At 72.5% G+C, this 21,241-nt stretch carries 20 protein-coding genes and 2 tRNA genes; 7 read left to right on the forward strand and 15 right to left on the reverse strand.

The genetic code is table 11. The annotated features are described in order from the left end of the window. Positions 1 to 34: 34 nt before the first annotated feature. The 5 genes from pdxS to pgsA form a co-directional block, all read right to left on the reverse strand. Positions 35 to 973, reverse strand: coding sequence for a pyridoxal 5'-phosphate synthase lyase subunit PdxS (gene pdxS / locus ACWDAS_RS00495; protein WP_450386022.1), 939 nt, complete (start codon positions 971 to 973; stop codon positions 35 to 37). A 126-nt stretch (positions 974 to 1,099) separates the two neighbouring features. Further along, on the reverse strand, positions 1,100 to 1,657 hold the full coding sequence (locus ACWDAS_RS00500; protein ID WP_450386024.1) for a hypothetical protein: 558 nt from the start codon (positions 1,655 to 1,657) through the stop codon (positions 1,100 to 1,102). A gap of 69 nt (positions 1,658 to 1,726) precedes the next feature. Further along, positions 1,727 to 2,887 (reverse strand): glycosyltransferase family 4 protein, encoded by a 1,161-nt coding sequence (locus tag ACWDAS_RS00505; protein WP_450386026.1) that lies wholly within the window; start codon positions 2,885 to 2,887, stop codon positions 1,727 to 1,729. Beyond that, positions 2,884 to 3,867 (reverse strand): phosphatidylinositol mannoside acyltransferase, encoded by a 984-nt coding sequence (locus ACWDAS_RS00510; RefSeq protein WP_450386028.1) that lies wholly within the window; start codon positions 3,865 to 3,867, stop codon positions 2,884 to 2,886. Before ACWDAS_RS00510 ends, ACWDAS_RS00505 begins: the two co-directional genes overlap by 4 nt. Next, complete coding sequence (pgsA, locus tag ACWDAS_RS00515) at positions 3,864 to 4,523, reverse strand: phosphatidylinositol phosphate synthase (protein ID WP_450386030.1); 660 nt, start codon at positions 4,521 to 4,523, stop codon at positions 3,864 to 3,866. The genes ACWDAS_RS00510 and pgsA overlap by 4 nt, the downstream gene beginning before the upstream one ends. Before the next feature lie 246 nt (positions 4,524 to 4,769). Here pgsA and ACWDAS_RS00520 point away from each other — a divergent pair, with 246 nt between their 5' ends. Both ACWDAS_RS00520 and ACWDAS_RS00525 read left to right on the forward strand, forming a co-directional pair. Next, positions 4,770 to 6,974, forward strand: a complete 2,205-nt coding sequence (locus ACWDAS_RS00520) for an elongation factor G-like protein EF-G2 (RefSeq protein ID WP_450386032.1) — start codon at positions 4,770 to 4,772, stop codon at positions 6,972 to 6,974. 179 nt (positions 6,975 to 7,153) lie between these two features. After that, positions 7,154 to 8,797 carry a hypothetical protein gene (locus ACWDAS_RS00525; protein WP_450386034.1) on the forward strand — a complete coding sequence of 548 codons (1,644 nt, stop codon included), beginning with the start codon at positions 7,154 to 7,156 and terminating at the stop codon, positions 8,795 to 8,797. A gap of 55 nt (positions 8,798 to 8,852) precedes the next feature. On the opposite strand, the gene ACWDAS_RS00530 is transcribed toward ACWDAS_RS00525, so the two are convergent. Continuing rightward, positions 8,853 to 9,413, reverse strand: a complete 561-nt coding sequence (locus tag ACWDAS_RS00530) for an HIT family protein (protein WP_450386036.1) — start codon at positions 9,411 to 9,413, stop codon at positions 8,853 to 8,855. A 66-nt stretch (positions 9,414 to 9,479) separates the two neighbouring features. Here ACWDAS_RS00530 and ACWDAS_RS00535 point away from each other — a divergent pair, with 66 nt between their 5' ends. Further along, a complete protein-coding gene (locus ACWDAS_RS00535) occupies positions 9,480 to 10,157 on the forward strand; it encodes a potassium channel family protein (RefSeq protein ID WP_450386038.1) in 678 nt (225 codons plus the stop codon). 33 nt (positions 10,158 to 10,190) lie between these two features. On the opposite strand, the gene thrS is transcribed toward ACWDAS_RS00535, so the two are convergent. The 3 genes from thrS to ACWDAS_RS00550 all read right to left on the reverse strand — a co-directional run bounded on the left by thrS (position 10,191) and on the right by ACWDAS_RS00550 (position 14,062). Then, positions 10,191 to 12,173 carry a threonine--tRNA ligase gene (gene thrS, locus ACWDAS_RS00540; RefSeq protein ID WP_450386040.1) on the reverse strand — a complete coding sequence of 661 codons (1,983 nt, stop codon included), beginning with the start codon at positions 12,171 to 12,173 and terminating at the stop codon, positions 10,191 to 10,193. 132 nt (positions 12,174 to 12,305) lie between these two features. Then, positions 12,306 to 13,496 (reverse strand): hypothetical protein, encoded by a 1,191-nt coding sequence (locus ACWDAS_RS00545; RefSeq protein ID WP_450386042.1) that lies wholly within the window; start codon positions 13,494 to 13,496, stop codon positions 12,306 to 12,308. Continuing rightward, positions 13,496 to 14,062, reverse strand: a complete 567-nt coding sequence (locus ACWDAS_RS00550) for a DUF4365 domain-containing protein (RefSeq protein ID WP_450386044.1) — start codon at positions 14,060 to 14,062, stop codon at positions 13,496 to 13,498. The genes ACWDAS_RS00545 and ACWDAS_RS00550 overlap by 1 nt, the downstream gene beginning before the upstream one ends. 172 nt (positions 14,063 to 14,234) lie before the next feature. Here ACWDAS_RS00550 and ACWDAS_RS00555 point away from each other — a divergent pair, with 172 nt between their 5' ends. After that, positions 14,235 to 14,978 (forward strand): exonuclease domain-containing protein, encoded by a 744-nt coding sequence (locus ACWDAS_RS00555; RefSeq protein WP_450386046.1) that lies wholly within the window; start codon positions 14,235 to 14,237, stop codon positions 14,976 to 14,978. Between the two features lie 54 nt (positions 14,979 to 15,032). Here the strand turns inward: ACWDAS_RS00555 and ACWDAS_RS00560 are convergent. Both ACWDAS_RS00560 and ACWDAS_RS00565 read right to left on the reverse strand, forming a co-directional pair. After that, a tRNA-Val gene (locus tag ACWDAS_RS00560) sits at positions 15,033 to 15,104 on the reverse strand. A gap of 39 nt (positions 15,105 to 15,143) precedes the next feature. Beyond that, on the reverse strand, positions 15,144 to 15,620 hold the full coding sequence (locus ACWDAS_RS00565) for an SRPBCC family protein (protein WP_450386048.1): 477 nt from the start codon (positions 15,618 to 15,620) through the stop codon (positions 15,144 to 15,146). A gap of 80 nt (positions 15,621 to 15,700) precedes the next feature. Between ACWDAS_RS00565 and ACWDAS_RS00570 the strand changes: the two genes are divergently transcribed. Then, positions 15,701 to 18,046, forward strand: a complete 2,346-nt coding sequence (locus tag ACWDAS_RS00570; RefSeq protein ID WP_450386050.1) for an SCO7613 C-terminal domain-containing membrane protein — start codon at positions 15,701 to 15,703, stop codon at positions 18,044 to 18,046. A 412-nt stretch (positions 18,047 to 18,458) separates the two neighbouring features. Here the strand turns inward: ACWDAS_RS00570 and ACWDAS_RS00575 are convergent. Both ACWDAS_RS00575 and ACWDAS_RS00580 read right to left on the reverse strand, forming a co-directional pair. Next, positions 18,459 to 18,530, reverse strand: a tRNA-Val gene (locus tag ACWDAS_RS00575). A 62-nt stretch (positions 18,531 to 18,592) separates the two neighbouring features. Then, entirely contained in the window at positions 18,593 to 19,066 is a 474-nt protein-coding gene (locus ACWDAS_RS00580) for a TIGR02611 family protein (RefSeq protein WP_450386052.1), read from the reverse strand. Positions 19,067 to 19,256: 190 nt separating this feature from the next. Here ACWDAS_RS00580 and ACWDAS_RS00585 point away from each other — a divergent pair, with 190 nt between their 5' ends. Next, positions 19,257 to 19,670 carry an SsgA family sporulation/cell division regulator gene (locus tag ACWDAS_RS00585; RefSeq protein WP_003959770.1) on the forward strand — a complete coding sequence of 138 codons (414 nt, stop codon included), beginning with the start codon at positions 19,257 to 19,259 and terminating at the stop codon, positions 19,668 to 19,670. Positions 19,671 to 19,826: 156 nt separating this feature from the next. Next, the gene (locus ACWDAS_RS00590; protein ID WP_450386054.1) at positions 19,827 to 20,411 is read left to right on the forward strand and encodes a CGNR zinc finger domain-containing protein; all 585 of its coding nucleotides are present in this window, start codon (positions 19,827 to 19,829) and stop codon (positions 20,409 to 20,411) included. Here ACWDAS_RS00590 and ACWDAS_RS00595 read toward each other — a convergent pair. Continuing rightward, positions 20,390 to 20,524: a hypothetical protein gene (locus tag ACWDAS_RS00595; protein WP_450386056.1), complete on the reverse strand. Its 135-nt coding sequence runs from the start codon at positions 20,522 to 20,524 to the stop codon at positions 20,390 to 20,392. The genes ACWDAS_RS00590 and ACWDAS_RS00595 overlap by 22 nt on opposite strands. A 146-nt stretch (positions 20,525 to 20,670) precedes the next feature. Further along, the gene (locus ACWDAS_RS00600; RefSeq protein ID WP_450386058.1) at positions 20,671 to 21,117 is read right to left on the reverse strand and encodes a hypothetical protein; all 447 of its coding nucleotides are present in this window, start codon (positions 21,115 to 21,117) and stop codon (positions 20,671 to 20,673) included. Between the last annotated feature and the right edge of the window lie 124 nt (positions 21,118 to 21,241).

Consider the following 21,241-nt stretch of genomic DNA (forward strand, 5'->3'; position numbering starts at 1 on the left):
CGCCGGCCTGCCCATCGTGAGGGGCGCGGGGCGCTTACCAGCCGCGGTTGGCGTAGCGCTCGGCCTCGGGGAGGGTGTCGCAGTTGATGCCGACCATGGCCTCGCCCAGGTTGCGGGAGGCATCCGCGATGATCTTGGGGTCGTCGTAGAAGGTGGTGGCCTTCACGATGGCGGCGGCGCGCTTGGCCGGGTCGCCGGACTTGAAGATGCCGGAGCCGACGAAGACGCCCTCGGCGCCGAGCTGGCGCATCAGCGCGGCGTCGGCCGGGGTGGCGACACCGCCGGCGGAGAACAGCACGACCGGCAGCTTGCCGAGCTCGGCGACCTCCTTGACGAGCTCGTACGGGGCACGCAGCTCCTTGGCGGCGGCGTACAGCTCGTGGTTGTCGAAGCCGCGCAGGCGGGCGATCTCGTTCTTGATCTGGCGCAGGTGGCGGACGGCCTCGACCACGTTGCCGGTGCCGGCCTCGCCCTTGGAGCGGATCATGGCCGCGCCCTCGGCGATGCGGCGCAGGGCCTCGCCCAGGTTGGTGGCGCCGCAGACGAAGGGGGTGGTGAACGCCCACTTGTCGGAGTGGTTGACCTCGTCGGCCGGGGTGAGGACCTCGGACTCGTCGATGTAGTCGACGCCGAGCGACTGCAGCACCTGGGCCTCGACGAAGTGGCCGATCCGGGACTTGGCCATGACCGGGATCGAGACGGCGTCGATGATGCCCTCGATCATGTCCGGGTCGGACATGCGGGCCACGCCGCCGTCCTTGCGGATGTCGGCGGGGACCCGCTCCAGCGCCATGACGGCGACCGCGCCCGCGTCCTCGGCGATCTTGGCCTGCTCGGGCGTGACGACGTCCATGATCACGCCGCCCTTGAGCTGCTCGGCCATGCCGCGCTTGACGCGCGCGGTTCCCGTCTCGGGGGACTGGGGGGTGCTGGAAGGCGTGGTGGACACGGGGGACCTCACTCGGAGACTCATCTTCTCGGGTTGCGGCAGCGCTCGGTGCCTCCCGGCCCCGTCTCCGGGCGACCGGAAAACACCGATTGTTGCTCTGCCTTTCATGGTGGACCGCGTGAAGTGGACCGGAAAAGGGCCAATCGCTCCTCAGTGGCCTGCCGCGCCGTCCACGGTCAGGACGACCGGGGGCTCGTCGTCCATCTCGAAGGTGACGGGCCGCGGCGCGTGCCCGGCGAGCCGGAACCAGCGCACCTTGCGGTGCTCGCGCAGCGCCCTGGCGGCGCGTACGGCGTCGTTGTGGAAGCGCCGCGCCATGGGCACCCTGCGCACCGCCTGGGTGAGCTCCCGGGCGGCCTCGTCGCCCCCGGGGGCGGCGCGGACGGCGTCGACGGCGTCGAACTCGGCGAAGACCGCGCGCAGCGCCTGGCTGAGCTCGCTCTCGGCCACCTCGCGCTGGTCGTCCTCGGCCTGCCGGGCGGAGTGCGCGGCCTCGTAGAGGACGATGCTCGCCGCCGGGTCCAGCACGCCCGCGGTGGCCAACTCCTGCGCCACCGACGCCCTGCGCAGCAGCTGCGCGTCCAGCGCGGCCCGCGCGGCGTCGATACGGGCGTGCAGGCGGTCCAGACGGCCCGCGGTCCAGCTCAGATAGAGGCCGACGGCGACGATCGCCACGGCCACCCAGATGATGGTGGTCACGGGCGGCAAGGCTACCGGTGAGGCCGGTACGGTCCGCCGGGCGGCGGACCGTCATCCCGTGGGCCGGGCCGGGCCCGGTCAGTCGCGGGCGAAGCCCAGGCGGGCCCGCAGGCCCACCCGCTCGTCGGCGGCGACCGAGGCGGCCCCGGCCGTGACCGTCTCGTACACCGCGAGGATGTCGGCGGCCACCACCGACCAGTCGAAGCGCCGCACGTGCCGCGAGCCCAGCTCGCGCAGTTCCGCGCGGCGCTCGGCGTCGCCCAGGAGCCGTACGGCGGAGACCGCGAGCGCGTCGGGGTCCTCGTTGGGGAAGAGCTCGCCGGCCGCGCCCCCGTCGAGCACCTGGCGGAAGGCGTCCAGGTCGCTGGCGAGCACCGGCGCGCCGGCCGACATGGCCTCGACCAGGATGATCCCGAAGCTCTCGCCGCCGGTGTTGGGCGCCACGTACAGGTCGACGCTGCGCAGCAGCCGCGCCTTGTCCTCGTCGCTGACCATGCCGAGGAACTCGACCCGGTCGCGCATCTCCCTGGGCAGGTCCTCCACGGCCTCGGCCTCGTCGCCGCGCCCGGCGACCAGCAGCCGGGTGCGCGGGCGCTCGGCGAGGATCTTCGGCAGGGCCTTCATCAGGACGGGCAGGCCCTTGCGGGGCTCGTCGATCCGGCCGATGAAGCCGATCGTCTGCCCTTGCCACTCCGCCTTGGGCTCGGCCCGGGCGAAGAAGCCCACGTCGACACCATTGGGGATGACCACGGCGTCCCCGCCCAGGTGCTCGACCAGGGTGCGCCGGGCGTACTCGCTGACCGCGATGCGCGCGCTGATCTTCTCCAGCGCGGCCTGCAGAATCGGATAGGCGGCGATCATGGCGCGGGAACGCGGGTTGGAGGTGTGGAAGGTGGCCACGATCGGCCCCTGCGCCGCCCAGCAGGTCAGCAGGCCGAGGGAGGGCGAGGAGGGCTCGTGGACGTGGATCACGTCGAAGGCGCCCTCGTGCAGCCAGCGGCGCACCCGCGCGGCGGACAGGAAGCCGAAGTTGAGCCGCGCGACCGAGCCGTTGTACGGCACGGGCACTGCACGCCCGGAGGAGACCACGTACGGCGGCAGCGGGGTGTCGTCGTCGGCCGGCGCCAGGACGGAGACCTGGTGGCCGAGCGCGATCAGGTGCTCGGCGAGGTCGCGGATGTGGAACTGGACGCCGCCGGGGACGTCCCACGAGTACGGGCTGACGATCCCGATCCTCAAGGCTTCTCCGTTCCGGAGCGGTCGGTGGGGTCGCCGGACACCGGGGAGGACGCCGCGGCGGGCCCGCCGGGTTGCCCGGCCGGCGCGGCCGGCCGCGGTTCCAGGTCGGCGAGCCACAGGCGCTGCAGCATGTGCCAGTCCTCCGGGTGCTCGGCGATGCCGGAGGCGAAGACGTCGGCCAGCCGCTGCGTCATGACAGCGGTGCGCTCCGCCCGCGTGCCGTCCTCCGGCACCTCGATCGGCGCGTGCACCCGGCCCTGCAGTATGGGCGAGTCGTCGTACCAGAGGGTGACCGGCAGCAGCAGGGCGCCGGTCTGCTGGGCGAGCAGGGCGGGTCCGGCGGGCATGCGGGCGGCCTCACCGAAGAAGCTCACCTCGACGCCGGAGGCGGACAGGTCCCGGTCGGCGACCAGGCACACCAGTCCGCCGCCGCGCAGCCGCCGGGCCAGCGCGCCGAAGGCGGCGCCGCCCGTGTGCGGCAGCACCTCCATGCCCAGGCCCTCGCGGTAGGCGACGAAGCGGTCGTACAGCGTCTCGGGCTTGAGCCGCTCGGCGACGGTGGCGAAGGGCACGCCGAGCTTCGTGGTGACCCAGGCGCCCGCCAGGTCCCAGTTGGCCATGTGCGGCAGGGCCAGGACGACGCCGCGGCCCGAGGCCAGGCCCTCCTCCAGGTAGTGCAGGTCCTTCGGGTCGAACGCGGACCGGACGCGGTCGGTGCTCCAGGCGGGCAGCCGGAAGGACTCCATCCAGTAGCGCAGGTACGAGCGCATACCGGCCTTCGACAGCTCGCGCAGCCGCGCCGAGTCGGCACCGGGCACCACCCTGGCCAGGTTGGACTCCAGGCGCTCCACGCCCTTGCCACGCCGGCTCCAGGCCAGGTCGGCGATGGACCGGCCCAGCCGGTTGGCGGCCGGTTCCGGGAGCCGCTTGACCGCGCCCCAGCCCAGCCCGTACAGCGAGTCGGTCAGCCGGTCCTTCACGCCGTACCGCTCCCTTCGCGCGCCGCCGCGTCGGCCTCCATGGCCTCGTGGCGCACGGTGATCACCCGCTGCACCAGCGTCACCAGGCTTCCGACGGCCACGATCCACAGGGCGATCGGCAGCAGCCACTGGATGCCCGGGACGCCGAACTTGTGGAGCCCGGCGAAGCCGCAGGCCACCAGTGAGATCACCAGTCGCTCGGCCCGCTCGACCAGGCCGTTGACCGCGACCGGCAGTCCGATGCTCTCACCGCGCGCCTTGGTGTACGAGACCACCTGGCCGCTGGCGAGGCAGAAGATCGTCACCGCGCAGAGCACGAGGTCGTCCCCGCCCCCGGCGTACCACAGCGCGAGGCCGCCGAAGATCGCCGCGTCGGCGACCCGGTCGAGGGTGGAGTCCAGGAAGGCCCCCCAGCGGCTTGAGACGCCCGCCTGGCGGGCCATGTTGCCGTCCACCAGGTCGGAGAAGACGAAGAGCGTGATGACGACCGTGCCCCAGAAGAACTCGCCCCTGGGGTAGAAGACCAGCGCTCCCGCGACCACGCCTCCGGTGCCGATCAGCGTGACCGTGTCCGGGCTGACGCCCCGGCGCAGCAGAAACGCGGCGAACGGTGTGAGAACACGCGTGAAGAAAGCACGCGCGTACTTGTTCAGCATGGCCTTCCCGGAGGTCGGTGGGTGCCCCGGCGCGGCCCCGTCGGCCGCCCGGCTGGCCCATCGTAGCCAGGCGGGTTCCACCGAAGGCGTGAGGCTCCCTACCTGCCGCTGCACGTACGACGTATGGACGCACCGTGACGGGCGTGGGAAGGTCGAATTACCGCGGGCGTCACTGAGGACCGCCCTGGGCGGGTGGTCTCCCGTGGCGCCAGTCCCCATGCCGTGACGGACCGGGAGGCGAGGCACATGGGCGACAGGAGAGACGCAGGTCCAGGAGCCGCCGGAAGGGCATCGGCGGCCGGCCGGCCCGAGGATGTACGCAACGTGGTGCTGGTCGGCCACAGTGGCTCCGGAAAGACGACGCTGGTCGAGGCGCTCGCCCTGGCCACCGGGGCGGTGAACCGCGCCGGGCACGTGGCCGACGGCGGAACGGTCTCGGACCACGACGACATCGAGCACCGTCAGCAACGCTCGGTACAGCTCTCGCTCGTACCGGTGGAGTGGGACGGAATCAAGATCAACCTGCTGGACACCCCCGGATACGCCGACTTCGTGGGGGAACTCAGGGCCGGTCTGCGCGCAGCGGACGCGGCCCTTTTCGTCGTCTCGGCGGCCGACGGCGTCGACGGCGCCACCCGGATGGTCTGGGAGGAGTGCGCGGCGGTCGGCATGCCGCGCGCGGTCGTCGTCACGCACCTGGAGGCGGCGCGGGCCGACTTCGACGAGATGACCGAGACCTGCCGTGAGGTCTTCGGCGGCGACTCACCCGAGTCCGTGCTGCCGCTCTACCTCCCGCTGCACGGCGAGGAGACCCCGGACGGGCACGCGCCGGTGACCGGGCTCATCGGCCTGCTCTCGCAACGGGTCTTCGACTACTCCTCCGGCAAGCGCGAGGAGCGCCCGCCCGACGACGGGCAGCTGCCGGTGATCGACGAGGCGCGCGACCGGCTCATCGAGGGCATCATCGCCGAGAGCGAGGACGAGACCCTCATGGACCGCTACCTCGGCGGCGAGGAGCTGGACCTCAAGACCCTCGTCCAGGACCTCGAGAGGGCCGTGGCACGCGGCTCCTTCCACCCCGTGCTGGCCGCCGCGCCGGCCGCCGAGGGCTGCAAGCAGGGCATCGGCACGGTGGAGCTGCTGGAGCTGATCACCGGCGGCTTCCCGACGCCCCTGGAGCGGGAGATCCCCCAGGTAACCACCCCCCAGGGCGCGTCGCACGCCCAGCTCACCTGTGATCCGGACGGGCCGCTGGCCGCCGAGGTGGTGAAGACCTCCTCCGACCCGTACGTGGGGCGGATCAGCCTGGTACGGGTCTTCTCCGGCACGCTGCGCCCCGACGAGACCGTCCACGTCTCCGGCCACGGCCTGGAGGACCGCGGCCACGAGGACCACGACGTCGACGAGCGCATCGGCGCGCTGTCCTCGCCCTTCGGCAAGCAGCAGCGGTCCGTGCCGCACTGCATCGCCGGAGACCTGGCCTGCGTGGCCAAGCTGACCCGCGCCGAGACCGGCGACACGCTCTCCGCCAAGGACGAGCCGCTGCTCATGGAGCCCTGGCTGATGCCGGACCCCCTGCTGCCCGTGGCGATCCAGGCGCACAGCAAGGCCGACGAGGACAAGCTGTCCGTCGGGCTGTCCCGGCTCGTCGCCGAGGACCCGACGATGCGCCTGGAACAGAACCCCGACACCCGCCAGGTCGTCCTGTGGTGCCTGGGCGAGGCGCACGTCGACGTGGCCCTGGAGCGGCTGCGCACGCGCTACGGCGTCCAGGTCGACGCGGTGCCGCACAAGGTGGCGCTGCGCGAGACCTTCGGCGAGAAGTCGACCGCGCGCGGACGCCACGTCAAGCAGTCCGGCGGACACGGCCAGTACGCCATCTGCGACATCGAGGTCGAACCGCTGCCGGTCGGCTCCGGCATCGAGTTCGTCGACAAGGTGGTCGGCGGCGCGGTACCGCGGCAGTTCATCCCCTCGGTGGAGAAGGGCATCCGCGCCCAGGCCGCCAGGGGCGTCGCCCTCGGGTTCCCGGTCGAGGACATCCGCGTCACCCTGGTCGACGGCAAGGCGCACTCGGTGGACTCCTCCGACGCCGCCTTCCAGACCGCGGGCGCCCTCGCCCTGCGCGAGGCGGCCTCACAGTGCCGCATCCATCTGCTGGAACCGGTCAGCGAGATCCAGGTCATGGTGCCGGACGACTACGTCGGGCCGGTCATGAGCGACCTGTCCGGGCGCCGCGGACGGGTACTGGGCACCGAACCGGTCGCGCAGGGACGCACATTGGTGCGCGCCGAGGTACCCGAGATCGAGATCGGGCGCTATGCGGTCGACCTGCGGTCGCTGTCGCACGGCACCGGCCGGTACGGCCGCACCTACGCCCGGCACGAGCCGATGCCGCCTCAACTGGCCGCCAAGCTGAGGGAGCAGCACGCCCAGGAGTCCGGCAAGTAACGCCCTTACGGGGGACGTTGACGGCCCGGCGGAACGATCTTCTTCCGCCGGGCCGATGACGCATGTCACACCCCCCGTATACGCTGGGTGGGCAGCGCGGGAGGTGTGCCGGCGCTGCGGCCGGGGAATGGGCCGTGCGGGTTCACGTCCGCGCGGGCGGGGACCAGAAGGGGGCGGTAGTGACCGACGGTTTCGACTTCCTGAGCCCGGGCGCGCAGATACCGCTGAGCGGTGTCGACGGCCAGACCGCGGCCACTCAGGCCCTCGCGTCGGCCGCCTACCGGGACAGCCCGCTGGAGGCCCTGTCCGAGGCCGACGAAGGCAAGTCGTCGGTCAAGGAGCCGAAGGTCTCCCTGCTGCGGGCGAACCTGGGCGAGGCGTTCGCCCGCGCCGTGCAGAACCGCATGCTCGGCGCCGCGCGCAACGAACTGGTGCAGTCCTTCGGCGCGGAGCCGCAGACCGTCGTCGAGCACTGCCTCGCCGCCAACCGGATCCGCCAGGAGCGGGACGGCAGGCTGACGGCCGTCATGGTCGTCTTCGGCCTGCTCTTCCTGCCCGGCGTGCTGGTCTGGCTGGGCGCCTTCCAACTGCGCAGCACCGTACGGAAGGCCGAGGGTTCACGCGCCGGGCTGCTCGGCTCGGTGGTCCTGGTCGTGGTCGGCTTCTTCGCCGTGCTGTTCGTCGTCAACCCGCCGCTCACCGGCTTCTGGCAGCAGTATCTGCGGGTCATGATGGTGGCCCCGATCCTCGGCTGGTTCTGGGCCAAGCGGATCTGCGAGCGGACCGCCAGGGACATGCGCGAGCGCTGGGCGGGGCTGGTCTCCGGCAGCGGCATCGGCGCCAAGATCCCCGAGGCCGTCCCGCGCACCCCCAACGAGACCCGGGCCGAGAAGCTGCGCCAGAGCCTGGCCAAGCTCTCCGCCGAGCAGCAGAGCAACGTGGTCTTCTACGCCGGCCCCAAGGGCATACTCGGCATGGGCACCCGCTGGGGCATCTGGCAGATGGCCGAGGAGCTGACGCCCCGCGAGGGCCTGAGCGAGATCCACCCGTTCCGCAGCTGGGACGTGATCAAGGCGATCCACGGCAAGCTGCGCGACCTGCAGCGCGGCCCGCTGCACACCGGCGGCTTCACCAAGCCCCTGATACAGCACTGGGTCGTCGCCCCCGTCGGCGAGGGGGTGAAGAAGGTCACCCGGCCCACCGGCGCGGACGTCGAGGGCTACACCGTCCGGGACTTCGAGATCCAGCGGATCTGCAACGAGCAGCAGTTCGGCAAGGGCAACCGGCACTACCTGGGCGTGCAGTTCGTCCTGTGGGACGGCCAGCTGGTGATAACCCTGATGGTCACCGTGACCGTGCTGGCGAGCACGCTGCGGGTCGAGGTGACGGGGCACGCGCTCGGGCCGGTGCACTCCCTCTTCACCACGGCGCCGGAGGCGAAGGAGAAGGAGATCAGTCACCCGGTCAAATTCTGGGAGACGAAGAAGGTCCAGCTGCCGCTGGTGGGGAGCGACGAGGTGGTGCGGCTGGCGGTCAGGGCCCCGTTCACCCGCTTCCCGCAGGTGCTCGACTACCTCGGCGGCAAGATCGTCCTGCCCGAGCCCTTCGGGCTGCGGCACATCTGGGCCTCGGCGCCCTGGAAGCACCGTTTCATGGCCGACGACGCGCTCCGCGCCGCCACGCCGGTGCTGCGGGCGGTCCACGCCGCGGCCATCGCCGTCATGGAGGAGAACGGGGTGGACACCACGAAGTTCACCGCCCGCTCACTGATCCTGAGCACCTCGGTGCAGGACGCCGCGCCCTCCGAGGCCGACGTCTACTGACACTGCCCGGTCCCGTCGCCGGGCGGCGCTCACACCGCCCGGGCGGGTCGGCCGATCAGCCGGTCGGCCAGGCGTCGGCGAGCATCTTGCGGGTGTCGGCGAGGAGCTGCGGCAGCACCTTGGTGTGGCCGACGACGGGCATGAAGTTGGTGTCGCCGCCCCAGCGCGGCACCACGTGCTGGTGCAGGTGCGCGGCGATCCCGGCGCCCGCGACGGTGCCCTGGTTCATGCCGATGTTGAAACCGTGCGCTCCGGAGGCCGAGCGGAGGGCGGCCATGGCGCGCTTGGTGAAGTCGGCCAGCTCGGCGGTCTCCGGCCCGTCCAGGTCGGTGTAGTCCGCGACGTGGCGGTAGGGCACGACCATCAGATGGCCGCCGTTGTAGGGGTAGAGGTTGAGGACCGCGTACACGGCGTCGCCGCGAGCGATGACCAGCCCGTCCTCGTCGCTCATCTCCGGAATCGCGCAGAAGGGGCAGCCGTCCCCGGCCCCCGGGCCGGTCGGCTTGTTCTCACCCTGGATGTACGCCATGCGGTGCGGCGTCCACAGGCGCTGGAACGCGTCCTGCGTCCCCACTCCGTTCTGCAGTTCCGGCTCACTCGTCATGCCTTGCAGCATATGGCGTCGCCCCGGCACAGCGTGTCGCCGGGGGCGCTCCCGGCCACGGGGCACGATGCTGGCCCCATGCCCATGGATGACGAGCGGCGGCTGCGGGAGTGGGAACGCCGGGGCAGTGTGCCGCTGTCGATCGCGTCCGTGGTGTTCCTCGTCACGTACGCGGTGCGCGTACTGGTTCCGGACCTGCCCGACGGCTGGTCCGGCCTGCTCCTGTTGATCACAGTCGTGACCTGGGGATTCTTCGTGCTGGACTATGTGATCCGGGTGGCCGTCGCGCCCCACCGCTGGTCCTACGTCCGCCGCCACTGGCTCGACCTGGTAGTGGTCGTCCTGCCGCTGCTGCGCCCGCTGCGCCTGCTGCAGATCTACGGGAAGATCCAGGACCGCCACGAGCGGCCGCGGCTCTCCCTGGAGGCCCGGGTCATGTCGTACGCGGGGCTCAGCGCCCTGCTGCTCGGCTTCGCGGCGAGCCTGCAGGTCTACGCGGACGAGCGGTACGCCCCCGGCGCGCAGATCCGCACCTACGGCCAGTCGGTGTGGTGGCTCTGCTCCACGATCACCACGACCGGTTACGGCGACCTCGTCCCCGTCACCGTGCGCGGGCGGGTGATCGCCGTGGGCGTGATGTTCCTGGGCGTGGTCCTGATCGGCGCGGTCGTCGGGTCGTTCTCGTCCTGGCTGACCAAGAGTTTCCGCCGGCCCGACGAGCGGCCGGACGCACCGGGGCCCCCGGAGGGCGAGTAGCCTCCGGGGGCCCCGGGCCGTGCGAACCGGCGGTCAGACCTGGACGCGGTCCTCGACGGCCTTGGCGATCTCGGCGATCGCCTCGTCGCGCGGGATGCCGTTCTTCTGCGAGCCGTCCCGGTAGCGGAAGGAGACCGATCCCGCCGCCATGTCCTCGTCGCCGACGATGACCATGAACGGCACCTTGCTCCGCTGGGCGTTGCGGATCTTCTTCTGCATGCGGTCCGCCGAGGCGTCCACCTCGACCCGCAGACCCTTCCGCTTCGCCTCGGCGGCGAAGTCCTGCAGGTAGGACACGTGGGCGTCGCCGATCGGGATACCGACCGCCTGCACGGGGGCCAGCCACGCCGGGAAGGCGCCCGCGTAGTGCTCCAGCAGCACCGCGAAGAAGCGCTCGATGGAGCCGAACAGCGCACGGTGGATCATGACCGGACGCTGCTTGGAGCCGTCGGCCGCGGTGTACTCCAGGTCGAAGCGCTCGGGCAGGTTGAAGTCGAGCTGCACGGTGGACATCTGCCAGGTGCGGCCGATGGCGTCCTTGGCCTGGACGGAGATCTTCGGCCCGTAGAAGGCGGCGCCGCCCGGGTCGGGGACGAGCGGGAGGCCCTGCTTCTCGGCCACCTGCCGCAGCGTCTCGGTGGCCTCCTCCCAGATCTCGTCGGAGCCGACGAACTTCTCCGGGTCCTTGGTGGACAGCTCCAGGTAGAAGTCGGTCAGGCCGTAGTCGCGCAGCAGGTTGAGGACGAAGGTGAGCGTCTTGTCGAGCTCGTCCGCCATCTGCTCCTTGGTGCAGTAGATGTGCGCGTCGTCCTGGGTGAAGCCGCGGGCGCGGGTGAGGCCGTGCACGACGCCCGACTTCTCGTACCGGTACACGGTGCCGAACTCGAACAGGCGCAGCGGCAGTTCGCGGTACGACCGGCCGCGCGCGTCGAAGATCAGGTTGTGCATCGGGCAGTTCATGGGCTTGAGGTAGTAGTCCACGCCCTCGTCGAGCTGCATGGGCGGGTACATGCCGTCGGCGTACCAGTCCAGGTGGCCCGAGGTCTCGAAGAGCTTCCCCTTGGTGGCGTGCGGGGTGTAGACGAACTCGTAGCCCTCCTCCTCGTGCCGGCGGCGCGAGTAGTCCTCCATGACCCGGCGGATGATGCCGCCCTTGGGGTGGAAGACGGCCAGGCCCGAACCGATCTGCTCCGGGATGGAGAACAGGTCGAGCTCGGAGCCGAGCTTGCGGTGGTCGCGCTTCTCGGCCTCGACGAGGAAGTCCAGGTACTCCTTCAGCTCGTCCTTGGACGGCCAGGCGGTGCCGTAGATGCGCTGGAGCTGCTTGTTCTTCTCGCTGCCGCGCCAGTAGGCGGCGGCGGAGCGCATCAGCTTGAACGCCGGGACGATCCGCGTGGTGGGCAGGTGCGGACCGCGGCAGAGGTCCTTCCAGCACAGCTCCCCGGTCTTGGCGTCCAGGTTGTCGTAGATGGTGAGCTCGCCGGCACCGACCTCGGCGGAGGCGCCCTCGGCGGCCTCGGCCGCGGAGCCCTTGAGGCCGATCAGCTCCAGCTTGTAGGGCTCGTCGGCGAGTTCCTCGCGGGCCGCGTCGTCGCTGACGGCACGGCGGGAGAAGCGCTGGCCGCGCTTGACGATCTCCTGCATCTTCTTCTCGATGCGCTTGAGGTCGTCCGGGTGGAACGGCTTGTCGACGTCGAAGTCGTAGTAGAAGCCGTCCTTGATCGGCGGGCCGATGCCGAGCTTGGCCTCGGGGAAGAGCTCCTGCACCGCCTGGGCCATCACGTGCGCGGTGGAGTGGCGCAGGATGTTGAGCCCGTCCTCGCTGGCGATCCCCACGGGCTCGACCTCGTCGCCGTCGGCGACCTCGTACGCGAGGTCCTTCAGCTGACCCCCGACGCGCGCGGCGACGACGGAGCGGTCGCCGTCGAAGAGCTCGGCCGCCGTCGTGCCCGTCGTGACCAGCCGCTCTTCCTGCTCATCGGAATCGCGTTTGATGATCACACGGACGTCTGACACCGGTCTCTCCTGACGTATGTCCCACTGGGTCCGGCAGCGGAAAGCTGCACCGGTGAATCCTACCGAGCCGGGCGGGTGCCCCGCGAAGCGATGGCCCCCGGCGGCGGGGGCCGCCGCCCGGTGCGCCCCCGGTCAGCCGCCGAAGGAGTCCTCGAAGGTGTCGACGCCGCCGTGCAGGGCCTTCATCAGCCGGTCGCGGTCGGCCTCGTCGACGTGGACGGGGGTCGGCGCGGTGGGGTGGGTGAGATGGCGGAAGCCGGTACGCGTCTCCAGCCGTCCGGACAGCCGGACGGGCAGCCCGACCAGATGCGCCTGGGCGGCGATGCGGTAGCCCTCCTCCGGCAGCCGGACCCGCACATGGCGGACGTCGGCGCCGGCCAGGACGCGCAGCCGGATGGTGCCGCCCCCGGAGGGGCGCGGCCGGCGCAGCCGCGTGACGGTGCCGGTGACGCGCACGTCGACCGAGGGCTCCTCGCGCACATAGCGCTCGCTGGCGGCCTCCAGGGCCGGGAGGTCGCCGGGGGAGAACTCCACCGGCTCCGGCACGGCCGCGAATCCCCCGGGCGGCCCGCCCGCCGGTGCCCAGGCCAGGGTGACGACGACCCCCTCGGTACCGCGCACCATGCGGATCAGGGACTCGGCCAGTTCGTGGCAGACGCCGAGGCCCACGGCCGCGTCGAAGGCCTCCATGCCGCCGGTGGTGCGCTGGTAGTCCACGGCGTCCCGGGCGGCCTGCAGCGCCCGCAGCAGCGTGGCCACGGTGCGGCGGCCCTCGGGGACCGGTACGTACGCGGTGAGCTGGTGCCCGGCCGGCGCGGGACCGACCAGTACCTGCTCCAGGAACGCGTTGGCGTGCCCGGTGTGGCGCGCGCCGAAGTAGCCGAAGCGGTCGCGTTCGGCGCGGGCGGCTGACATGAGCATGGTGCGGGCGGCCGCGCGCAGCTGCTCCGCCGCCGTCCACGGCACGGCCTCGCCCGCGGCCGGCGGCAGCTCCAGGTGCCAGCGGATCTCGTCGCCGGGCACGGCGAGCGCGGTCAGCACCTCGCGCGCCGAGGGCACGCCGCAGCGGGCGAGGGCGTCGAGCGCCTCGCCCAGCAGCTCGGCATGGTCGGCGTAGCGGGCACCCGTGGTGCGCCGCTCGGGCACCAGGAGGCTGATCCGGGCGGCGGACTCCTGCCCGCCCGGAGGTGTCCAGCGCGTGTAGCGGCCCGGGGCGCCGCCGCGCAGCTGCCAGCCGTGGCGGGCGAGCAGCGTGATGAGGACGCCGGGGTCGACCCGCTCGGGGTCGGGCGGGACGAGTGCGTCGTCGGCCGTCCGGCTCATCAGGGCCTCCCTCCCGCCCCGACCCGCGTCATGATCTCGCACAGGGCCCGGTCGTCGAAGATCCGCGCGGTGGGTATCCGCACGGTGGTCTTGCGCTTGCCGGTCACGGCGTGGCCGGCGAGGTTCGTCCAGTAGCAGCAGTGCCGCAGCTCCAGCCGGTCGTGGCTGGCGCGCAGCCACTCCTCCTGGGTACGGGGCACGAGCATCACGACGAGGATCTTGTGCACCGAGACCGGGTTCCTGGCCAGCTTCACCAGGTGTTCGTTCTCGAGGGTGAAGGCGAAGGTGGGACCGGGGGGCCGCGGGGCGACCTGGTAGGTGCACTTGAGCTGCACCTTGATGGTGACCTCGTCGTCGATGCCGTGGCCGTGTGAACTGTGGCTTATGTGCCAGTCGATGCCGTTGTCCGGGAAGGGCTGAGCGAGCGAGCAGCCGGCGGCCGCCGCTACCGCGTGCAGATATCCCACTTGGAGGGTTTCCATGCAGCTGGTGGTGGCGAGCCCGCCGCGCAGCGGTGCGTTCCGCTCCGGCAGCAGCCCACCCGGACTGGGCTGCTCGAGCGCCATCGCTCTCCGTGCCTTCCGGGCGCGGGAATCCTGATGATCCCCGTTGCCATCTTCATCCCCACCAGCGATAAGTCGCAAACCGTTGCGGTTCGGTGACGTCCGGTCACGGGTACGTACCGTAAGGGCGGCCCACCGGCCTCCCAATTCCTGCGATCCGCACGGGAGGTGCGCCATGCCGCACTGGTACGACGGCCCGCTGGCCGCCTTCGACACGGAGACCACGGGGGTCGACGTGGAGCACGACCGGGTCGTCTCGGCCGCGTTGGTGGTGGAGGACGCCCCCGGCATACCGGCCCGGACGACCCGCTGGCTGGTCGACCCGGGCGTCCCGGTACCCGAGGGGGCGCGCGCGGTGCACGGGCTGGACGACGCCTATCTCCGGGCGAACGGCCGTCGCCCCGGCCCGGTGATGGAGGAGATGGCCCGGGCGCTGGCCGACCAGGCGGCGGCCGGAGTGCCGCTGGTGGTGATGAACGCGCCCTTCGATCTGACCCTGCTCGACCGGGAGTTGAAGCGCCACCGGGGCACGGCGCTGGACACGTACCTGGTCCGCGGACCGCTGCGCGTCCTCGATCCCCGGGTCCTGGACAAGCATCTCGACCGCTACCGCAAGGGCCGCCGCACGCTCACCGACCTGTGCGCGCACTACGGCGTGGCGCTGACCGACGCCCATGACGCCGCGGCGGACGCCCTCGCCGCACTCGCTCTCGTACGGGCGCTGGGGCACCGCTTCGCCGGGCGGATCGGTGCGGTGCCGCCCGCCGAGCTCCACGCCCGGCAGACCGTCTGGCACGCCGTGCAGGCCCGCGGTCTGCAGGCCTGGTTCGCGCGCAGCGGCACGGACGACCGGGTCGACCCGGCGTGGCCGCTGCGGCCCTCGCCGCCCGTACGGAAGCCGGAGGAACCGGCGGCCTAGAGCCGGGAACACGACGGAGGGCCGGTCCGTGATGGACCGGCCCTCCGTGACAAGTGGGCGATACTGGGATCGAACCAGTGACCCCTTCGGTGTGAACGAAGTGCTCTCCCGCTGAGCTAATCGCCCGGGAACGACCTGAACAATACAGGGCGCGGGCGGCTGCGTTCAAACGGCTTCCCGGCCCGGTGCCCCGTCGGCGCCCAGTCGGGCCCTCATGCCGCGCCGCCCCTGCCGCATCATCAGGGCGTGGTTGGCCCGGAACAGCGGGCGGCACGGCACGGCCAGCAACCGCATCAGCGGCTTGTTGACGACCACGTCCTCCTCGAAGAGGAGCCGGCTGCCGCCGCCCGCGCCGCCCGCGCCGACCGTCCACCGCACCCACCCCTCCAGGTCGCCGTACATGGCCGCCTCCAGGACCCGGGCCAGCGGATCGCGGCGGGTCTGGTGCGCGGTCACGAACAGGTCGTACGGCAGCACCGACCTGAAGCGCAGGGTGCCGACGGTCGCGCCGGTCTGCCGCACCTCGCGGACCTGGGGCCACCAGGCCGGGTACTCGTCCGGGCGCTCCAGGAGCCCGTAGACGGCCTCGGGCGGGGCGGCGATCTCCCAGAGACAGCGGAAGCGGTAACGGCTCCAGTCCATGGAGCCAGTGTGCGTACTCAACGCGGATCTGAGTACCGGCGCCCATGCCGGCGAACGTGGGCCGCGCCACACTCCGACGCATGGACACGATGCCCCCGCCGCACGAGCGCTGCCCCGCCTGCGGCGCCTACCTGCCCGCGACGGTGCCGCCCGCGTGCCCGCGCTGCGGGCTGACACTGGTCGGGCCGGTCGCCGGCGAACTCCGCGAGACCGACCGCGCGCTCCTGCGGCTGGACGCCGAGCGCGGCCGCCTCATCGCCCGGCGCGGGCAGTTGCTCGCGCAGTTGCTGCAGCACCGCCCGGCTCCCCCGCCGCCGACGCCGTGGGGCGCGCCGCCGCGCCGCGAGACCTCGCCGCGCGCGGTGCAGAACCTGCTGCTCTCCCTCGGCGGGGTCCTGCTGGCGGTCGCCGCGATCGCGTTCACCGTCATCAGCTGGGGGCACCTCGGCATCGGCGGCCGGGCCGCCGTCCTGGGCGCGTTGACCCTCGCGGCCACGGGCGTCCCCGCGCTGCTGCTGCGCCGCTCCCTGGTCTCGACGGCCGAGGTGGTGGCCTGCCTCGGCCTGGTACTGTTGCTGCTGGACGCGTACGCGCTCCACCGGGTGGCGCTCGACGGCACCGACGGGTTGCGCTACGCGGCCGTGTCCCTGGCCGTCGTCGGCGCCGTCTGGGCCGGGTACGGGAAGGCGCTTGCGCGGCTCGTGCTGCCGGCGCCCGCCGCCGTGGTGATCGGCCAACTCCCCTTGGCGTTGTGGGCGTCTGCGGCGGAATCCGCCTACGGGCTCGCGGCCGCCCTGCTGGCCACGGCGGCGCTGGACGCCGTGCTCGCCCTGTCCACCGGCGGGCGCGGGACGCGGATCACCGCCGCCGTCGCCGGGTCGGCCGTCGGCCCGATGGGGCTGCTGGTCGCGGGCGGGCTCTCCCTCACCGCGGACGGATTCGGCGCGGCGCTGCGCGCGGCGGCCCTGCTGCTGGGGGCCGCGGTGGTGGCGGTGGCCGTGGCGCTGCGGCGCGCGGTGGCCCCCGCCGCGGCCGGGATCCTGTCCGGGGTGGCGGCGCTCGCCGTCGTTGGCGCGGCCGGCGGGGTCGTCCGGGTCGGTGCGACCGGCGAATGGATCGTGCCGGGGTACCTCGCGTGCGCGGCGGCCGTGCTGGGTGCCGCGGTCCTCGCCGTCCCTGCCCGGCTCCGCCCGGTGGCCGCGGGGTCCGCGGCCGGTGCCGGCGCCGTGCACGTCCTCGCGCTGCTGTGGGCGCTGCCCTCGCTGACGGTCGGCATCGTCGCGCCGGGCGCCTGGCAGGGCCCGTACAGCGCGGTCGCGGTGGCGGGGCTGCTCACCGTGGTGCTGGGCGCGGCGGCGCGCCGCCACCGCGACTCGGCGTACGGCCGGGTCGCGGCATCCGGGGCGCTGGTGCTGGGCGCGGTCGCGGTGTGCGTGCCGGGGCCGCTGCCCGTACGGATCGTGGTCGTGGCCGCCCTGCTCGCGCTGTCGGCCAGGGCGCTCACCTGGACCGCCCTGGTGAGCGCGTGCGGGCTCGCCGCGACGGCGGTCGTCTGGGCGTACCCGGAGCGTTCGACGACGCTCACCGTTCTCGCCGTCCTGCTGGCCTGCTTCGGCGCGCTGTTCGCGGTGGCGCAGCGCAGCCGCGCGGTGAGCGCGATCGCCGTGGTCGCCTGTGCGGCGGGCCTCGCCTGGACCGGACTGCCCGCGCACGCCGCCGCGTTCACCGTCCTGGCGATCGCGGCGGCGGCCGAGGTGGCCGCCTCACGCGCCCCCGGCCGGCCCTTCGAGTACCCCGGCCACGCCGCGGCCCTCCTCGCGATCTGCCTCGTCGCCGACGACCCCGCGCTGCTGGCCTTGGCCCTCGCGGTGGCGGGCGTCCTCGCCGCGGGCGTCGCCGCGCTGCGGGCCGACCGGCGGTGGATGGGCTATGTCGCCACCTGCCTCATGATCGCGGCGAGTTGGGTACGGCTCGCGGCGTCCGGCGTCCACACCCCGGAGGCGTACACGCTGCCCGTCACGGCCGCGGCGCTGACGATCGGTGCCCTGCGGCGACGCCGGGACCGCTCCTTCTCCTCCTGGGCCGCGTACGCCCCCGGGCTCTCCGCGACCCTCCTCCCGAGCCTCGCCGCCGCCTGGGGCGACCCCGGGTGGGTCCGGCCCCTCTCCCTGGGCGTGGCCGCGCTCGCCGTCATGCTCCTCGGGGCCCGCCGACGCTTGGCCGCGCCGCTCCTGCTGGGGGCGGGCGTGCTCACGCTCGACGCGCTGCACGAACTCGCCCCCTACATAGCCCAGGCCCTGGGCGCGGTGCCGCGCTGGGTGCCGCTCGCCCTGGCGGGCGTGCTTCTGCTGGCGCTGGGTGCGACGTACGAACGCCGCCTGCGGGACGTCCGTCGCGTGCGGGACGCGCTGGCCCGCTTGCGGTGACGAAGCCCTGGGCGACCGACGCCCCGGCATCAACGTGGAGAGGGTGCCGGCGATCCGAACGGCCCGGCACAACGAGCCCGCAATGCTCGAATAGCTGCGCCTCTCGCATTTCCCCGGGGAGGTTACGTATGAATTGCGCCATCGGAAATAGCGAGAACGTGTCGGAGAGAGGGCAATTCCCGTGCAGCGGCGCGGCATGAGTGCCGATCAGATCGAGTTTCCGCGGTCACCGTGAGCACGGCTCCTCGTCCCGCCTCCGGTCGCCCCGGCTGCGTGACGACACCGCCGCCGGCGGCCGGGCGGGACGGGCCCGGCGTCACCGGGAGCACGCGTCACGGGGCCGGGGCCGGCCGCCGGCACAACGACGAGGGGCCCGGAAGCCGTGATCGGCTTCCGGGCCCCTCGGTCCGGGTGGGCGATACTGGGATCGAACCAGTGACCCCTTCGGTGTGAACGAAGTGCTCTCCCGCTGAGCTAATCGCCCCGGTGCGGGGACAACATTACCGCATGTCAGCGGGTGCCCCGACCATCACGGACGGCGCACCCTCAGTGAAGGTCGGCCTTCCAGGGCATCACGAAGCCGAACCGCCACAGGTAGTACCCCATAAGGGCGCCGATGATCACCAGCCCGATGGCGGTCAGCGTCAGGTTCCGCCGCCGCACCTTCGGGTCGAGCGCCCTCTGTGCAGCCTCGGTCACCTTCCGCTTCGTCCAGCGCAGCACCAGCTGGGCCCAGACGAACTCGGTCGCCCAGACCGCCATGCCGGCGAAGATCACCACCCAGCCGGGCCCCGGGAGCGGGAGCAGCACCACGCCTGTCCCGACGATCGCCAGACCCACCAGGAAGACCCCGACCTGCCAGCTCACGTGCAGGGCGCGGGAGCGCCGGATGAAACGCGGCGCCCGCGACCCCAGCGGGCGCTCAGAGCCCTCCGAACCGCCCTCCTCGCCGTCCCCGTTGTCGACGATCTCGGGACTCATGGCCACAGCCACCTCCCGCTCGTCACTCTCCGCAGTCATGACGCCAAACTTACCCGAACCTCCTTCGTCACCGGAATGGCTCGCCGGGGAGGAAAAGAACTCGGCCGGACGAGGTACCGGAACCCTCACAAACCCGTCAGAGGGGTTTACAACGTCCCCGCAGGTGGCATGTCGATTTCGCCGACGTGCGAATCCCCGAGCGCACACTGAGCGAAAGGCCCTGGCGCTTATGAACACCACGGTCAGCTGCGAGCTGCACCTGCGCCTCGTTGTGTCGAGCGAATCGTCACTGCCCGTACCCGCGGGCTTGCGGTACGACACGGCCGATCCCTACGCCGTGCACGCCACCTTCCACACCGGTGCCGAGGAGACAGTCGAATGGGTTTTCGCCCGCGACCTGCTCGCCGAAGGCCTGCACCGGCCCACCGGTACCGGCGACGTCCGGGTCTGGCCGTCCCGCAGTCACGGCCAGGGCGTCGTGTGCATCGCCCTCAGCTCTCCGGAGGGGGAGGCCCTGCTCGAGGCCCCTGCGCGGGCCCTGGAGTCGTTCCTCAAGCGGACCGACGCCGCGGTGCCCCCGGGCACCGAACACCGTCATTTCGACCTGGACACCGAGCTCTCGCACATCCTCGCCGAGAGCTGAGTCCGCCGACCGTCCGTCGCCGTACGCATCTCGGGGGTACGGCGCGGACCCGACCTGCCGGAGCCGCCGTCGGGGAGCAGCACGCTCCACGACGGCGGCTCTCGCGCTACAGTCACCGGAACGCCCGACCCACGAGGCCAGGGAGAGAGCGATTCCGTGCTGATCAACCATGACACCAGGTGCGCACTCGACTGCGTGGTGGATCTCATCAACACCACACCGGAGAGTGACGGGCGCGAGGGTCTGGCCGACCTCGCGGCGCTGCGCGCCTTCGTGGAGCGCAACCAGGTCAGCGACGTCGGCTCGCTCGACGAGGACGACCTGGTCGCGGTCCGCGCGGTGCGACAGCTCTTCGCACAGGTGTTCTCCGCCCCCGCCATGCCAGAGGCCGCGGCGCTGATCAACTCACTCGTGGCCGAGGCCGGCACCACACCCCGGCTCACCGACCACGACGGCTACGACTGGCACGTCCACTACTTCGCCCCGGGCGCCTCCCTCGCCGAGCACCTGGCCGCCGACTGCGGCATGGCCCTGGCGTTCCTCCTCGTCGCCGGGGAGCGGGAGCGGCTGCGCCGCTGCGACGCCCCGGACTGCCGGCGCGCCTTCGTCGACCTCTCCCGGAACCGCTCGCGCCGCTACTGCGACAGCCGCACCTGCGGCAACCGGCTCCATGTCGCGGCGTACCGGGCGCGCCGCCGCGAGGCCGTCGCCGTACCCGCTCAGAACGGCCAGAGGTCGTAGAGCCCGCCGAAGGCGAGCAGGCCGCCGATCACGGTCAGGAACAACATCAGGGGCGGCTGGGAGAGCGCGAACAGGCAGCCTCGGGGCTCGTTGTCGTCTGCTTCGGCTTCCATGGCCTTACGGGTGGTTCGGAGGGGGGATGCGAACTCGCACAACCGTACGCCCCCGGGCACGCCAAATCCCGCTCAGGGGGCGGTAGTTGAGGTCCGCCAGGGCGATGATGACGCACCCCCGCCGCCCCCGGCCACCAACACGCCGCTCAGATCCCTCTGCGCTTGAGGATCTCCTCGATCTCACCGAATTCGGCCAGGTCGGGATCGGTCTTCGTCGCCTTCTGGACCGGTTTCCTCTCCGGCGCCAGAGCCGGCGCTCCCGCGCCCGGCGCGACCGCACGGCCCCCGCTCCGTTCCGCGACGCCCTTGCGGCGCCCGGCGACCCGTGCGAGTACGTACAGCACCACGGACAGGGCGAGCACACCGAAGCCCGCCCACACCGACGGCTTGAACACCAGGCCCGCCGCCCAGTCGCCCACGGCACGGACCAGCGTGCCGACGAGCGAGACCAGGCCCGTCATGTACAGGCCCACGGGCAGCAGCGCCACCGCCGCGATCAGGGTCGCCCTCCGATACCTGCGCCGGTAGGCGGTGAGCAGGGCGATCGCCAGGCCCGCCGCGGACAGCGCGACACACACGGTCGAGGTCAGCATGCGGAGCTCCTCCGGAGTGGTCTACTGGCTCCATCGTGCACCTGCGGACCGCCCGGGGGCCACGGGCCGGCGGCGACCTCGGGGTGACCTCCGGGGGCGGGTCCTCCCCTGGTGGGAGACTGGC

This window comes from Streptomyces sp. NPDC001070, assembly GCF_053598835.1.

Coding starts and splice junctions, on each gene's coding strand:
- ACWDAS_RS00535 (WP_450386038.1), top strand. CDS start 9,480: ATGCCCATGGATGACGAGCGGCGGCTGCGGGAGTGGGAACGCCGGGGC.
- ACWDAS_RS00555 (WP_450386046.1), top strand. CDS start 14,235: ATGCCGCACTGGTACGACGGCCCGCTGGCCGCCTTCGACACGGAGACC.
- ACWDAS_RS00570 (WP_450386050.1), top strand. CDS start 15,701: ATGGACACGATGCCCCCGCCGCACGAGCGCTGCCCCGCCTGCGGCGCC.
- ACWDAS_RS00545 (WP_450386042.1), bottom strand. CDS start 13,496: ATGAGCCGGACGGCCGACGACGCACTCGTCCCGCCCGACCCCGAGCGG.
- ACWDAS_RS00520 (WP_450386032.1), top strand. CDS start 4,770: ATGGGCGACAGGAGAGACGCAGGTCCAGGAGCCGCCGGAAGGGCATCG.
- ACWDAS_RS00595 (WP_450386056.1), bottom strand. CDS start 20,524: ATGGAAGCCGAAGCAGACGACAACGAGCCCCGAGGCTGCCTGTTCGCG.
- ACWDAS_RS00585 (WP_003959770.1), top strand. CDS start 19,257: ATGAACACCACGGTCAGCTGCGAGCTGCACCTGCGCCTCGTTGTGTCG.
- ACWDAS_RS00600 (WP_450386058.1), bottom strand. CDS start 21,117: ATGCTGACCTCGACCGTGTGTGTCGCGCTGTCCGCGGCGGGCCTGGCG.
- ACWDAS_RS00530 (WP_450386036.1), bottom strand. CDS start 9,413: ATGCTGCAAGGCATGACGAGTGAGCCGGAACTGCAGAACGGAGTGGGG.
- pgsA (WP_450386030.1), bottom strand. CDS start 4,523: ATGCTGAACAAGTACGCGCGTGCTTTCTTCACGCGTGTTCTCACACCG.
- ACWDAS_RS00565 (WP_450386048.1), bottom strand. CDS start 15,620: ATGGACTGGAGCCGTTACCGCTTCCGCTGTCTCTGGGAGATCGCCGCC.
- pdxS (WP_450386022.1), bottom strand. CDS start 973: ATGAGTCTCCGAGTGAGGTCCCCCGTGTCCACCACGCCTTCCAGCACC.
- ACWDAS_RS00580 (WP_450386052.1), bottom strand. CDS start 19,066: ATGACTGCGGAGAGTGACGAGCGGGAGGTGGCTGTGGCCATGAGTCCC.
- ACWDAS_RS00550 (WP_450386044.1), bottom strand. CDS start 14,062: ATGGCGCTCGAGCAGCCCAGTCCGGGTGGGCTGCTGCCGGAGCGGAAC.